This window comes from Frondihabitans sp. GW821-FHT04F02, assembly GCF_059420045.1.
In genome coordinates, this window is record NZ_JBWKSZ010000001.1 from 410,945 (window position 1) to 425,208 (window position 14,264).

The 14,264-nt window shown below is 71.8% G+C and carries 11 protein-coding genes; 10 read left to right on the forward strand and 1 reads right to left on the reverse strand.

What is annotated here, in order from left to right; genetic code table 11:
* The 4 genes from AC07TY_RS01975 (at position 1) to AC07TY_RS01990 (ending at position 6,652) form a co-directional block, all read left to right on the forward strand.
* Positions 1-1,503 carry a DUF58 domain-containing protein gene (locus AC07TY_RS01975; protein WP_488626427.1) on the forward strand — a complete coding sequence of 501 codons (1,503 nt, stop codon included), beginning with the start codon at positions 1-3 and terminating at the stop codon, positions 1,501-1,503.
* A complete protein-coding gene (locus AC07TY_RS01980; protein WP_494784183.1) occupies positions 1,500-3,872 on the forward strand; it encodes a transglutaminaseTgpA domain-containing protein in 2,373 nt (790 codons plus the stop codon). The genes AC07TY_RS01975 and AC07TY_RS01980 overlap by 4 nt, the downstream gene beginning before the upstream one ends.
* Positions 3,873-3,887: 15 nt before the next feature.
* The gene (locus tag AC07TY_RS01985) at positions 3,888-5,888 is read left to right on the forward strand and encodes a zinc-ribbon domain-containing protein (RefSeq protein ID WP_494784184.1); all 2,001 of its coding nucleotides are present in this window, start codon (positions 3,888-3,890) and stop codon (positions 5,886-5,888) included.
* A 215-nt stretch (positions 5,889-6,103) separates the two neighbouring features.
* Positions 6,104-6,652, forward strand: a complete 549-nt coding sequence (locus AC07TY_RS01990) for a hypothetical protein (protein WP_494784185.1) — start codon at positions 6,104-6,106, stop codon at positions 6,650-6,652.
* A 19-nt stretch (positions 6,653-6,671) separates the two neighbouring features.
* Here the strand turns inward: AC07TY_RS01990 and AC07TY_RS01995 are convergent, their stop codons facing one another.
* Positions 6,672-7,691 carry an asparaginase gene (locus tag AC07TY_RS01995; RefSeq protein ID WP_494784186.1) on the reverse strand — a complete coding sequence of 340 codons (1,020 nt, stop codon included), beginning with the start codon at positions 7,689-7,691 and terminating at the stop codon, positions 6,672-6,674.
* A gap of 45 nt (positions 7,692-7,736) precedes the next feature.
* Between AC07TY_RS01995 and AC07TY_RS02000 the strand changes: the two genes are divergently transcribed.
* From AC07TY_RS02000 to AC07TY_RS02025, 6 genes are all read left to right on the forward strand, one after another.
* A complete protein-coding gene (locus AC07TY_RS02000) occupies positions 7,737-8,225 on the forward strand; it encodes an OsmC family protein (protein WP_494784187.1) in 489 nt (162 codons plus the stop codon).
* Positions 8,226-8,318: 93 nt separating this feature from the next.
* Positions 8,319-9,311: an FKBP-type peptidyl-prolyl cis-trans isomerase gene (locus tag AC07TY_RS02005; protein WP_494784188.1), complete on the forward strand. Its 993-nt coding sequence runs from the start codon at positions 8,319-8,321 to the stop codon at positions 9,309-9,311.
* A gap of 73 nt (positions 9,312-9,384) precedes the next feature.
* Positions 9,385-10,467 carry a 1-deoxy-D-xylulose-5-phosphate reductoisomerase gene (dxr, locus tag AC07TY_RS02010; protein WP_494784189.1) on the forward strand — a complete coding sequence of 361 codons (1,083 nt, stop codon included), beginning with the start codon at positions 9,385-9,387 and terminating at the stop codon, positions 10,465-10,467.
* 104 nt (positions 10,468-10,571) lie between these two features.
* Positions 10,572-11,939, forward strand: a complete 1,368-nt coding sequence (locus tag AC07TY_RS02015; RefSeq protein ID WP_488626420.1) for a M50 family metallopeptidase — start codon at positions 10,572-10,574, stop codon at positions 11,937-11,939.
* A gap of 150 nt (positions 11,940-12,089) precedes the next feature.
* On the forward strand, positions 12,090-13,238 hold the full coding sequence (gene ispG, locus AC07TY_RS02020) for a flavodoxin-dependent (E)-4-hydroxy-3-methylbut-2-enyl-diphosphate synthase (RefSeq protein ID WP_199738177.1): 1,149 nt from the start codon (positions 12,090-12,092) through the stop codon (positions 13,236-13,238).
* Positions 13,235-14,263, forward strand: a complete 1,029-nt coding sequence (locus AC07TY_RS02025; RefSeq protein ID WP_123504804.1) for an AAA family ATPase — start codon at positions 13,235-13,237, stop codon at positions 14,261-14,263. The genes ispG and AC07TY_RS02025 overlap by 4 nt, the downstream gene beginning before the upstream one ends.
* Position 14,264 lies beyond the last annotated feature (1 nt).

Consider the following 14,264-nt stretch of genomic DNA (forward strand, 5'->3'; position numbering starts at 1 on the left):
GTGACGGTCCAGCCCCCGGAGCGAACGCGGCCGCACGGCTCGGACGCGCGTCAGCCTTCCGACGCACCCCGGCTCGCGAACACGCGTCAGCCGTCGGCCGCGGCGAAAGCGCGTTCGACGGTCCACTCCAGCACGCGCGACCGATCGCGTCAGTCCGCGACCGACGCCCACTACGGCACCGGAACACAGGGGCTCACCAACGCACGCACGCGGATCGTCGGCGACCGCCAGGGCGTGTCGGCCGACGTCGTCATCCTCCTCGTCCGCATCTGGCGCCGGATCACCGCCGTGCTCCGCCGCTGGGGGGCTGTCGCGTCGGGAGTGGTGACCCCGCTCGGCTGGGTGATCCTCGCGCTGACCCCGATCGCCCTGATCGTCGGCTACACCCTGGGGTGGCTGGAACTCGTCGCCGTCGGCTTCGCGCTGGTCGTGCTCCTCTGTCTCGCCGCCCTCTACGCGGTCGGCCGAAACGCCTTCACCGTCACGCTCGACCTCCCGCACAGCCGCGTGTCGGTCGGCGACGAGGCGTCTGGCCGCGTGACGATCACCAACCCGACCAGGCGCCGCGTGCTGGGGGTCACCGTCGAGATCCCGATCGGCCCCGGCCTCGCCGAGATCTCGCTCCCCGGCATGCGCGGAGGCGACTCCGTCGAGGACGCCTTCCAGGTGCCGACGTACCGGCGCGGCGTGATCCCGGTCGGCCCCGTCCGCACCGTGCGCGGCGACCCGATCGGCGTCGTGCGGCGCGAGCTGGAGTGGACGGGCGTCACCGAGCTCTTCGTCCACCCGCGGACGATCGGAATCCCCTCGACGAGCACCGGCCTCATCCGCGACCTCGAGGGCAACCCGACCCGCGACCTGTCGGCGAGCGACATCTCGTTCCACGCCCTGCGCGAGTACGTCCCCGGCGACGACCGGCGCCACATCCACTGGAAGTCGAGCGCCCGCGCGGGCCAGTACATGGTCCGCCAGTTCGAGGAGACCCGGCGCAGCCACATCGTGATCGCGCTGAGCCTGGCCAACGCCGACTTCGCCACCGAGGAGGAGTTCGAGCTCGGCGTGAGCGTGGCCGCCTCCCTGGGCGTCCGCGCCATCCGCGACGCGCGCGAGGTCTCGGTCGTCGTGTCCGAGCGCACCCCCGAGTTCGCCAAGCGCAAGACGCTGGCGGTCCGCGCTCTCGCGACTCTCACCCGGGTCCGCCTGCTCGACGAGCTGGCCCTGGTTACCTACGACGAGTCGGCGCTCGGCATCACCGACGTCGCGCGGGTGACCGGCGAGCAGGTCGCCGGCATCTCCGTGGCCTTCCTCGTGGTCGGCTCCACGACGGGAATCACGCAGCTCCGTGCGGCCGCGTCGGCGTTCCCCGCCGGTGTCGAGGCTGTGGCCATCGTGTGCGATCCCGAGACCGTGCCCGGCATGCGCCGCGTCGCCGACCTCACGATCCTGACGGTCGGCTACCTCGAAGACCTCCAGCAGTCCCTCGCGAAGACGGTGACCGGATGAGCGCGATCGCGGGCCGACCGCTTCCCGTCGCCGATGCCCGTCAGGGCCTCCGACCCCGTTCGAGGACTCCGCGGGTGCGGGTCGGCTTCGCGCTCGCGCAGACCGGCGCGTTCTTCGTCATCGTCGCGGTGGCGTCGTCGACCTTCTGGCCGGTGTACCGCGACGGCGCGTTCGTGGTGCTGGTGGCGGCCGCGTTCGCGCTCGGCGCCGCGATCGCGTTGGCGGGCACGTTCCTGCGCCTCTCGAGCTTCTGGCTCCTCGTGCTGCTCGTGATCGCCTTCGCGCTGTTCGGAGTCGCCCTGGCCGTGCCGAACCAGGCGATCTACGGAGTGCTCCCGTCGCTGGAGGGCCTGCGCGAACTGGTCGTCGGCGTGTCGACGAGCTGGAAGCAGCTGCTCACGATCACCCTGCCGGTGGGCAGCTACCAGGCGCTGCTCGTGCCGGCGCTCGTGCTGGTGCTGGTCGGCACGACCGTCGGGCTGTCCACTGCGCTGCGAAGCCGTCGCGGCGAGCTGGCTCTGATCCCTCCCGTCGTCATCTACATCGCCGGGATCGTGTTCGGCCCGACGGAGGCGCTGCTGCCCCTCGTCACCGGGCTCGTGCTCTTGGCCGCGTCGATCATCTGGGTGGTCTGGTGGCGGCTGCGGCGCCGCCGGCAGTCCATCGAGCGCCTGCTGCGGATCACGCCGGGCGCGAACGTGTCGTCGCAGCGCACCGGAAACAGCGCCGTGGCGCGCCGGGCCATCGGGGGAGCGGTGCTCACGCTGGCGATCGCCTCGGCGGCGGCCGTGGCGGCCACCACGACGCTCGCACCGGCGGGCGCACGCTGGGTCGCTCGAGACGCCGTGGTGAAGCCGTTCGATCCCCGCGACTACGTGAGCCCGCTCAGCGGCTTCCGCGCCTACGAGCAGACGCCGACGGTCGACCGCCCCCAGCTCACGGTGACGGGATTGACGTCGGGGCAGTTCCTGCGCATCGCCGCTCTCGACACGTACGACGGGGTCGAGTACTCCGTCGGCAGCGACCAGGTGTCGACGGCATCGGGCACGTTCACCCGGGTGCCGACGTCGTTCGACCAGTCGAAGGTGAGCGGCACCCAGCAGTCCATCGACGTCACGGTCGACGGGTACTCCGGCGTCTGGCTCCCGACGGTCGGCAAGCTCGAGTCGATCGACTTCTCGGGCAGCGACGCCGGAACCCTCCGCGACTCGTTCTTCTTCAACGACACGACCGGCACGGCGGCCGTGGTCGGCGACATCGGGCGAGGGGTGTCGTACCGGCTGACCGCCGTCGACCCGCGGCAGCCGTCGACGGGCGATCTCGAGGGCCTCACTCCGGGCAGCTCGTCGGTTCCGAGCCCGACGAACGTGCCGCAGGCGCTCAAGACGCGCCTGCAGTCCTACGTCGACGGCGTCAGCGGCCAGGGCGCGCGGCTGCAGGCGGCCCTCAAGGGCCTGAGGAGCGACGGCTACGTGAGCCACGGCGTGGGAGCAGACGAGCCGGTGAGCCGCTCCGGCCACGGGACGGACCGCCTCACCCAGCTGTTCACCGACCCGATCATGCTCGGCGACGCCGAGCAGTATGCGGCCGCCGCCGCGCTGATGGCCGACCAGCTGGGATTCCCGGCTCGAGTCGTGCTCGGATTCTCCTCGGCCGAGTCGACCGGCGGCACGACGACGTTCACGGGCGGCGACATCACGGCGCGCATCGAGGTCGACACCGCGCAGTACGGCTGGGTGTCGCTCGACCCGAACCCCGAACCGCGCACGATCCCCAAAGACACGCAGACCGACCCCGACCAGGTGTCGCGGCCGCAGTCGGTCATCCAGCCTCCGCAGCAGGAGGCCGACCCGCAGAACAACCAGGCGCAGCCCCAGAGCAAGCAGGACAACCCCGCCGACCAGCCCGCCTGGGTGGCGATCCTGCTTCTCGTCGGCCGCATCGCCGGCTGGGTCGCGCTCGGGGCCGGCATCGTGATGGCGCCGTTCCTCACCATCGTGGCGCTGAAGGCGCGGCGGCGGGCGAAACGACGGCGGCTGCGGGATCCTGCGCAGAGAATGACGAGCGGCTGGCAGGAGTACCAGGACGCCGTCGTCGACCACGGCATCGAGCCGGTGCCGACCGCGACGCGCTCCGAGGTGGCGACCACCGTCGGCAGCTCGCGCGCGGGCGTGCTCGCGCGGGTCGTCGACCGGTCGGTGTTCGCACCCGAACCGGCAGGCAAGTCGGAGGCCGATCGCGTCTGGAAGGCCGTCGGCGAGATGCGCGGCGGCCTCGACGACAACCTGACCCGCTGGCAGCGCTTCGCCGCGGCGGTCTCGACCCGGTCGCTGCGCGGATACCATAGCCGGAAGCCTTCGAAGCGTTAGGGATCCTCTCTTCACATGCGTTGCCCCACCTGCTCGAGTCCGCTGCCGGACGGAGCCATGTTCTGCGGCCAGTGCGGCCGCGCGATCACGACCTCCGACTGGGCAGCGTTCCGCGCCTCCGAGGGCGCGACGCCGCCCGTCGACGAGCGGCCCGAGGGCGTGCGTCCGTGGGCGCTGCGCGAGCCTCCCGTCGCGTCCGTGCCCGCCGGGACGCCGTGGTGGGTGAACGAGGGCGACGAGCCCCGTGACGAAGACGACGACTCCGACGTGGTCGACGACCCGGTCCCCGCGCCCGCACCTGCGTCGCAGCCGGCGCCCCTCTCGCAGCCCGCCTCGGCATTCGACGAGTCGTCGGCATTCCTGAACGACACGGCGGCAGTCGCCTCCTCGAGCGTCGACGACGAGTCGGGGGCGCAGGAACTCCGGGCCGCCCCCGCCGAAGCCGCACCCCCGCCGGCGGCTCCGGTCGCCGGGGCTCACGCCGCGCCGTCCGCCCCCGCGCCGTCCGCCCCCGCTCCTGCCGAGCTCCCTCCGCCCGCCGCGTCGTCACCCACGCCCCTCCGCCCGCCCGGTGCGGCCGAGAGCGGAACGCGCCCGGGTTCCGTCCCTCTCTGGACGGCGTCGATCACGCCGATCACCGCCGATGGAGAGCCGGTGTCCGCCGCGCCTCAGGCGCCGGAGTCGGAGTCGGACTCGGTGACGCCCGCTGCCGTGCGTCCCGCATCGCCACTCGCGCCGACCTCGTCCGCCGCCGTGCCCTCGTCTGCCGCGGCGCCCGCGCCGGCCGCCGCGCCCGCCCCGGCGTCAGCTCCGGTCTCGGCTCCGGCCGACGTGCGTCCCGCCGCCACGCAGGCCGCCCGCGACGCGTCCGCGCAGGGCGACACCGACGTCATCTCGCCGCTCGTCCCGCCGCTCGCCTCAGTGGCGCCTGCCGCCGCCCCCTTGGTAGCCCCCGGTGCCCACCGGGAGGCGGGACGGGTCCGCTGCACGAACTGCGGCGCGCCCATCGGCGAGGACGACATCTTCTGCGGCGAGTGCGGCATCGTCGTCGAGCACATCGCGCAGGCGTTCACCGGCCCCATCCCGTCGCTGCCGCCCGCGTCAGCGCAGTCGGCACCGGCCTCCGCGCCGGCTCCGACACCGAATCAGGCCGCGTCTGCTCCGGGGCCCGCCAGCACGCCGGTCGCCGCACCCGCCGACGTCCCCGCCCCGCGCGAGGCCCCGCTCGCCCCGACGCCGCTGCCGTCCGCGTCGACGCCGGCCCTGCCGCCGTTCGTCGCCGACCCTGAGCCCGCGGCGAAGCGCCGGCGCCTGTTCGGCCGTCGCCAGGCCGACCGCGGGCCTCAGCTCTGGTCGGGATCCAGCGCCTCATCGCCCACGGCCGAGGTGCCGCCGATGCCTGCGGCCGGCCCGGCGACACCGGCCTCGGCGCCGGCGCCGTCGGAGCCGCCGGTGGCCACGCAGGCCGTTCCCGCGCCGCTGCCGTCCTCGGTGCCCGCGCCGGCCTCGGGGCCGAGCGAGCCTCCGGTGCGGGCGACCCCGACGTCAGAGGTCCAGCCGCTTCCCGCCGCCATCCCCGACGTGCCGCCGGTGCCGCAGCCGGAGCCCTCGGCAGCCCCGTGGGCCGTGCACCTCGGCGCGCCCGCCGACGACACCGAGAACACCCGGATCGTCGCGCGGGCCCCCCTCGGCGAGCCCTTCGTGCTGCAGTTCTCGACGGGTGAGAGCTTCACGGTGCAGGGGACCGGCCTCGTCGGCCGCGCCCCGACCCCGCAGCCCGGCGAGGCGATCGACCTGCTCGTGCGCATCTTCGATCCGGGCCGCTCGGTCTCGAAGACTCACCTCGAGTTCGGCCAGGACGACGGCGCCCTCTGGATCTCCGACCGCTGGAGCGGCAACGGCACCGTCGTGCACATGCCGACGAGCGAGGTGCGCCGGGTCGAGCCGGGCAAGCGCGTCCGAGTCGCCCGCGGCTCGCGGATCGAGATCGGCGAGCAGTTCTTCATCGTCAACTGACTCGCCGACGGCGCGGCTCTCGACAGCACGGCTCACAAGAGGCGCAGCTCATAAGAGGCGCAGCTCATAAGAGGCGCAGCTCATAAGAGGCGCAGCTCATAAGAAACACGGCTGACAGCGGGGCGCAGCTCTCCACAGGCCTCGCGGGGCCGGAGTTCTCCACAGATCGCGCCGGATGACGACCGGCTGGCCCTGGACTCCGCTTCGCTGATGGCATGAGAAGACGAACTGCTCCACGGCGTGGTCCGGTAGCCGAAGCGCCGTCGGTCGCCGACGATCGGCGACGGCTCGAACGCCGCGCCGGCGAAATCCCAGTCGGGGCCGCGGGGGTCGAGGTGGTGCTGGGCCGGGGCGCCGTCGTCGGCGTGCGGATGCCCGGGGTCGGGGCGCCCGACGTGGAGGACGCCCCGATGGCGACGCGCGCCCCGGAGGTGCGGGTGCATGCCCCGGGGCGGCTGGCCGAGGCGGTGGCGCAGGAGTTCCTGCGCCAGATCGCCTCGAGATACGGGCGCCACGCCGTGCGAGCGGCCCGCGTGCAGCACCCGGGCGCCGGGCCGTGGTGCGTCGACGTGGCGGTCGCCGGCGTGCCGCTGCCGGTGCGGATCAGCACCGCGCGGCGGTCCGGGCCGACGCCTGGCCGGGCGGTCCAGCCGGGAGTGGCCGAGGTCTGGATCAGCCCCGATGGTCGCTGCTGCGCGAGGGAGGCCGGTCAGGCCGACGGCCAGTGGGTGCCTCTCGAGCCGGCGATGGGCTGGCCGCTGTGAGCCGCCTTCGGCGGAGAGGTCAGGCGGCGAGCAGCCCTGCCCCCGGCAGCACGGCGCCGACGGGATGGCCGGCGCCGAGCACCGGGTCGAGGATCCTGTCGAGCACGCGCTGCGCGGCGGCGGCGTCGACGGCGCCCTCGGCGACGAGCAGGTGCAGGGCCGTCAGGGTTCCGGCGCGCAGGTTGCCGTCGAGCACCTTGACGGCGACACCGAGCCCGGCCCGGGTGCCCATGACCATGACGCCCTCGGTGCCGAGCTTGGCGAACACGCCGAGCTCGTCGATCGTGACCGTGTTGGCGCGGCCGGGGCCGTCGATGGCCCACGCGTCCGAGAAGACAGCTCGCGCGAGGTGGCCGGCGTCGGGGTCGGCGTTCGTCGTCGCCGAGTGCACGAGCCGGCCGATGCCGCCGGCGAGCCCGGCGAGGGTGAGCGCGAAGACGGGAGCGCCGCAGCCGTCGATGCCGATCTGGTCGACGTGCTCGCCGAGGGAGTCCTCGACGGTCGCCCGCACGGCGGCCTGCAGCGGGTGGTCGAGGTCGTCATAGCGCGCGGGGTCCCAGCCGTTCTCGGCGCAGGCGAGGAGGAAGCCGGCGTGCTTGCCGCTGCAGTTCATCGTGAGGCGGCGGGGCTCGGCCGCGGCCCGTGCCGTCTCGCGGTCGAACGGCCAGTCGACGGGACACAGGAGGTCGGCCTCGGTCGCGTCGATGCGGGCCAGCATGTCGAGCACGACCCGCTGGTGGCGCTCGGTACCCGCGTGGCTCGCCGTGGCCAGGACGGCCTGCGGCCCGTCGAGCGACACGCCTGACCGGAGCACGGTGAGCGCCTGGAACGGCTTCATGCACGACCGCGGGTAGATCGAGGCCGAGGCATCGCCGAGCGACCGCACCAGGGTTCCGTCGGCGTCGACCACGGCCGCGGCGCCGATGTGGCGGCTCTCGACCATTCCCGAGCGGGTCAGCACCGCGAGCTCGACGCTTCCGGCGACCTCCAGCGGGTGGCGGGTGGCGAGATCGGCGAGTTCCTGGTGCTGGTGCGTCATGCCACCGAGTGTAACTTTGGAGGCCCGCAGCGACAGGAGCACCCCGTGATCGACCACCACTACGCGCTGAAGACCGTCTGGACAGGCGACCGCGGCCAGGGCACCGCCGACTACCGCTCGTACGGGCGCGACCACACCCTGTCAGTGGCAGGCAAGCCCGACATCCTCGGCTCCGCCGACAAGCCGTTCCGCGGCGACGTCGACCGCTGGAACCCGGAAGAGATGCTGCTCGGCGCCCTCTCGCAGTGCCACCTGCTGAGCTACCTCTGGGTGTGCACGACGGTCGACGTCGTGGTGACCGGCTACGTCGACGACGCCGTCGGGACGATGGTGCAGACGACAGACGGCGGCGGTCACTTCACGGAGGTGGTCCTCCGCCCGACTGTCAGCGTCGCCGACGAGTCGATGGTCGAGCGGGCCCGCGCAGCCCACCGCGAGGCGTCGGAGAAGTGCTTCATCGCGTCGTCGATGAACTTCCCCGTGCGGCACGAGCCGACGATCGTCGTCCGGGAGAGCACTCAGCTTCCCGCCTGATTCGTCGGCGAGACTGCTCCTTCCGCGCCCGGAAGCGCGCCCTGCCCGAGGGCCGGCCACGACGACCGGGTCAGCTCCCGATCGAAAGCCGTCATGCGCCGCAGAAACCTCAGCCTCCTCGCCCTCGTCCCCGTCGTCGCCGTCGCGCTGGCAGGCTGCACGTCGAGCGGCTCGGCCGACAGCACTGCCACCGCCACGGCGACCGCCAAGGCCGAGTCGCAGACGAACTGCACTGCTCTCGCGTCGGGCGCGGCGTCGAAGTCGGTGAAAGTCACCGGCGCGCTCGACGCCGCGCCGACGGTGAAGTTCGCCAAGGGGCTGTCGGTGTCGAGCACCCAGCGCTCCACCGTCATCGAGGGCACCGGAGAGAAGGCCCTGACCGGCACGCTGCTCGACGTGGCGTTCACGATCTACGACGCGAAGACCGGCAAGCAGGTGTCGCAGGCCGGCTACAAGGGCACGGACGCGACGCAGTTCACGGTCTCGAAGAAGCTCTACCTCGCCGGCCTGGTCGACGGCATGCACTGCGCCGCCATCGGCTCGCGCACCGTGACCGTCGCCGACGCCGCCGACATGTTCGGCTCCACCGGCTCCGAGTCGCTCGGCGTGGGAGCGAACGACGACATGGTCGTCGTCATGGACCTCCTGTCGAAGGTCGCGACCACGGCGACCGGCACCGATGTCGCGCCGAAGAGCGGGTTCCCGACCGTGAAGCTCGCCGACGACGGCAAGCCGACCGTCACGATCCCGAAGACGAAGGCGCCCTCGACGTTCAAGCTCGAGGTGCTCAAGAAGGGCGACGGTGCGAAGGTCGCCAGCGGCGCCACGGTCACCGTCCAGTACCAGGGCACCCTCTGGCGCACCGGAAAGGTGTTCGACCAGAGCTGGGGGAGCGGCCCCACCTCCTTCTCGACGTCGTCGGTCGTCGCCGGCTTCAAGAAGGCGCTCGTGGGCCAGACCGTCGGCTCGCAGGTCGTCGCGATCCTTCCGCCCGCCGACGGCTACGGCACCGGCGGCAACGAGACCGCCGGCATCAAGGGCACCGACACGCTCGTCTTCGTCGTCGACATCCTGGCGACCAACTAGCCAGGACCAGACCGCCAGCCAGGACCAGACCGTCAGCCGGAACCAGACCGCCAGTCGGAACTAGGCTGGCCGAATGCGACGCATCACGGTTCTCGGCTCCACCGGCTCCATCGGGGTCCAGGCCCTCGAGGTCATCGAAGCCAACCCCCACCTGTTCCAGCTCGTCGGCCTCTCGGCCGGCACCAACCGCGAGGCGATGGAGCAGCAGGCCGCGAAGTTCGGCGTGGAGCACACCGCGCTCGGCACCGAGGAGTCCGTGGCGCTGGTGCACGACGTCGAGACCGACGTCGTCCTGAACGGGATCACCGGGTCGGTCGGGCTCGGCCCGACGCTCGCCGCGCTGGAGTCGGGCGCGACACTCGCTCTCGCGAACAAGGAGAGCCTGATCGTCGGCGGCGACCTGGTGAAGGCGAAGGCCTCGCCCGGCCAGCTGGTGCCGGTCGACTCCGAGCACAGCGCCATCGCCCAGGCGCTCCGCTCGGGCACGGCGGGCGAGGTGCGTCGACTGGTGCTCACCGCGTCGGGCGGCCCGTTCCGAGGCCGGAGCCGCGACGAGCTGACAGACGTCACGCCGCGCGAGGCCCTCGCCCACCCGACCTGGGACATGGGCCTCGTCGTCACGACGAACTCGTCGACCCTGGTCAACAAGGGCCTCGAGGTCATCGAGGCCCACCTGCTCTTCGACGTCGACTACGACCGCATCGACGTCACCGTCCACCCGCAGTCGATCGTCCACTCGATGGTCGAGTTCGTTGACGGCTCCACCCTCGCGCAGGCGTCGCCGCCCGACATGCGGCTCCCCATCGCCCTCGGAATGGCCTGGCCCGACCGGGTCCCCGGGGTCGGCGTGCCGCTCGACTGGACGACGGCCTCCACCTGGACGTTCGAGCCCCTCGACGCCGAGGCGTTCCCGAGCGTCGGCCTCGCCAAGCAGGTCGGTACCGCAGGATCGACTTACCCCGCCGTCTTCAACGCCGCGAACGAGCAGGCCGTCCTCGCCTTCCACGCCGGCCGCATCGGCTACCTCGACATCGTCGACACGATCCGCGCCGTGGTCGACCTCCACGAGCCCGCAGCCGAGCTCGACCTCGAGGCGGTGCTGGCCGCCGAGGTGTGGGCGCGCGCGGAGGCCGACCGCGTGCTGGCCTCGCGCTAGTTCCGGCGCCCGAAAAGGGGCCCCGCGAAGGGAGCGCACCCCCAATCCGGGCTGGTTCCGCCCCGCTCGGCTCCCTCACTGAGTGAGTCCCGTACTGTGCACACGTGGAAACTGTCCTGCTCTACATCGTCGGCATCCTGATCGTCGTCGTCGGCCTGGTGCTGTCGATCGGCCTGCACGAGATCGGTCACCTGGTTCCGGCCAAGGCGTTCGGCGTCAAGGTGGGTCAGTACATGATCGGCTTCGGGCCGACCGTCTTCTCGCGCACGAAGGGCGAGACCGAGTACGGCGTCAAGGCGATCCCGCTGGGCGGCTACATCTCGATGTCGGGCATGTTCCCGCCGCAGAAGACCGCCGTCGTCGCCGAGGACGCCCTGGCCACGAACCACCGGGCGCAGGGCGGCCGCACGTCGACCACCGGCATCTTCCAGACCCTCGTGCAGGATGCCCGCACCGCCAGCGCCGAGACCATCGACGAGGGCGACGAGAAGCGCACCTTCTACCGCCTGGCCGTGCCGAAGCGCATCGTCATCATGCTCGGCGGCCCGGTGATGAACCTCCTCATCGCGATCGTGCTGTTCGGCGTCGTGCTCTGCGGCTTCGGCGTGCAGCAGGCGTCGACGACCGTGGGCAGCGTCTCGCAGTGCGTGCTCCCCGCGGGCTCGACCGAGACGACCTGCCCGGCGAACGCCACGCCGTCGCCCGGTGCCGCCGCGGGCATCAAGCCCGGCGACCGGATCCTGAGCATCGGCGGCACCGCCATCGACAACTGGGACCAGTCGACCGCCCTGATCCAGAAGGCCGCGGGCACGACCGTCGACTTCGTCGTCCTCCGCGACGGCGCCAAGACCACCCTCGAGGTCACCCCGCTGCTCACCAAGCGCTACGTGACCGATGCGAACGGCAACTACGTCACCGACTCGAGCGGGGCGAAAGAGACCCAGGAGGTCGGCTTCGTCGGCATCGGCGCCGCCTACGCCCGCACCCAGCAGCCGGTGACCGCGGTCATCCCGGCCGTCTGGTCGAACGTCACCAACGTCGGCAATCTCATCATCCACCTGCCGCAGCGCCTCGTCGGCGTCGCCCAGGCGGCCTTCGGCGGCGGCGAGCGCGATGCGAACGGCCCCGTCAGCGTCGTCGGAGTCGGCCGCATGGCCGGCGAGGTCGCCAGCCTCGACTCGGTGCCGATCCTCGACCGCGCCAGCTACCTCGTCGGCCTGCTGGCGAGCCTCAACGTCGCCCTCTTCGTCTTCAACCTGATCCCGCTGATGCCGCTCGACGGCGGCCACGTCGCCGGCGCGATCATCGAGGGAGTCCGCCGCTTCTTCGCGAAGCTCTTCGGACGCCCTGATCCGGGCCCGGTCGACACCGCCAAGGTGATCCCGCTCACGTTCGTGGTCGTGGCCATCCTCGGCGCCATGAGCCTCCTGCTGATCTACGCCGATCTGGTCAACCCGATCTCCGTCGGCTGATTCGGGAGAGCATCCAGGGGGGCCACTCGCCGCCCGCCGCGCCGGGGGCTCCCGCCGGCCCGTGCCGGGTTGCGTCCCTCTCGCCTGGCAGCCCGCTGAGCGACACACGCGGCTCGCGCCTCTTCCAGCCCGCGAGGCTTACGATGAAGCGTGCCTGCAGTCAATCTCGGAATGCCCAAGATCCCCGAAGTCCTTGCGCCGCGCCGCAAGTCGCGCCAGATCAAGGTCGGCAAGGTGCTCGTCGGCGGTGACGCTCAAGTGAGCGTCCAGTCGATGTGCACGACGCCGACGACGAACATCAACGCCACCCTCCAGCAGATCGCCGAGCTCACCGCCTCGGGCTGCGACATCGTCCGCGTGGCCGTTCCGAGCCGCGACGACGCGGAGGCCCTGCCGATCATCGCCAAGAAAAGCAACATCCCGGTGATCGCCGACATCCACTTCCAGCCGAACTACGTCTACGCGGCCATCGACGCAGGCTGCGCCGCCGTCCGGGTGAACCCGGGCAACATCCGCAAGTTCGACGACCAGGTCGGCAAGATCGCCGCGGCCGCGAAGGCCGCCGACGTGTCGATCCGCATCGGCGTCAACGCCGGCTCGCTCGAGCCGAGCATCATGCAGAAGTACGGCAAGGCCACGGCCGAGGCGCTCGTCGAGAGCGCCGTCTGGGAGGCCAGCCTCTTCGAGGAGCACGACTTCCACGACTTCAAGATCTCGGTCAAGCACAACGACCCGATCGTCATGGTCAAGGCCTACCGCCTGCTCGCCGAGCGCGGCGACTGGCCCCTCCACCTCGGGGTGACCGAGGCCGGCCCCGCTTTCCAGGGCACGATCAAGAGCGCCACGGCGTTCGGCATCCTGCTCTCCGAGGGCATCGGCGACACCATCCGCGTGTCGCTGAGCGCGCCCCCGGCCGAAGAGGTCAAGGTCGGCCTGCAGATCCTGCAGTCGCTCAACCTCCGCGAGCGCAAGCTCGAGATCGTCTCGTGCCCGAGCTGCGGCCGCGCCCAGGTCGACGTCTACAAGCTCGCCAACGACGTGACCGACGGCCTCGAGGGCATGACCGTGCCGCTCCGCGTCGCCGTCATGGGCTGCGTCGTCAACGGCCCGGGCGAGGCGCGCGACGCCGACCTCGGCGTCGCCTCCGGCAACGGCAAGGGCCAGATCTTCGTCAAGGGCGAGGTCATCGCGACCGTGCCCGAGGCCGACATCGTCGAGACGCTCATCCGCGAGGCGAACCGCCTCGCCGACGAGATGCCTCCCGGAGAGATCGGCTCGCCCGAGGTCGTCACCGCGTGACGGACGTCTCGACCACCCCCACGGCCGAGGCCCCCGGTCCTCGCCCGGTCACGGCGGCCGAGCTCGAGCGGGCGACCGCGATCGTGAAGCGGGTGTCGACGGCGTTCGAGGCGAAGGTCGTGGGCCAGACCGGTCTGCGCGAGGCGCTGCTCGTCGCTCTCCTGACTGGGGGCCACGTGCTGCTCGAGAGCGTGCCCGGGCTCGCCAAGACCACGGCGGCGCAGACTCTGGCACAGGCGGTCGAGGCGAGCTTCCGGCGCATCCAGTGCACACCCGACCTCCTGCCGAGCGACATCACGGGCACGCAGATCTACGACGCGCAGAAGGCGACGTTCGTCACCCAGCTCGGCCCCGTGCACTCGAACTTCGTGCTCCTCGACGAGATCAACCGCTCCAGTGCCAAGACGCAGAGCGCGATGCTCGAGGCGATGCAGGAGCAGCAGACGTCGATCGGCGGAACCGTGTACCGCCTTCCGCAGCCGTTCCTCGTCCTCGCGACGCAGAACCCGATCGAGCAGGAGGGCACGTACCAGCTGCCCGAGGCCCAGCTCGACCGGTTCCTCCTCAAAGAGGTGCTCGACTACCCGACTCCCGCCGAGGAGGCCGAGATCATTCGGCGCATCGAGTCCGGGGTGTACGACCGCGGCGACACTGCGACGGGTGTGCATCTCGACGATGTCACGTTCCTGCAGGATGTCGCGAAGCGCGTCTACATCGACCAGTCGATCGTCAACTACATCGTGCAGGTCATCTACGTGACCCGTCATCCGCACCAGTACATCCCCGGCACGATGGCCGACTACATCCAGTTCGGCGCCAGCCCTCGGGCGAGCATCGCGTTCACGCGCGCCGCCCGGGCACTCGCCGTGCTCAACGGCCGCGACTACGTGATCCCGGACGACGTCAAGCACCTCCGCCACTCGGTCCTGCGCCACCGCCTGATCCTCGGCTATGAGGCCGCGGCCGACGAGGTGAAGCCCGAGACGATCATCGACGCCATCTTCGGCGCCGTCCAGACCCCCTGAT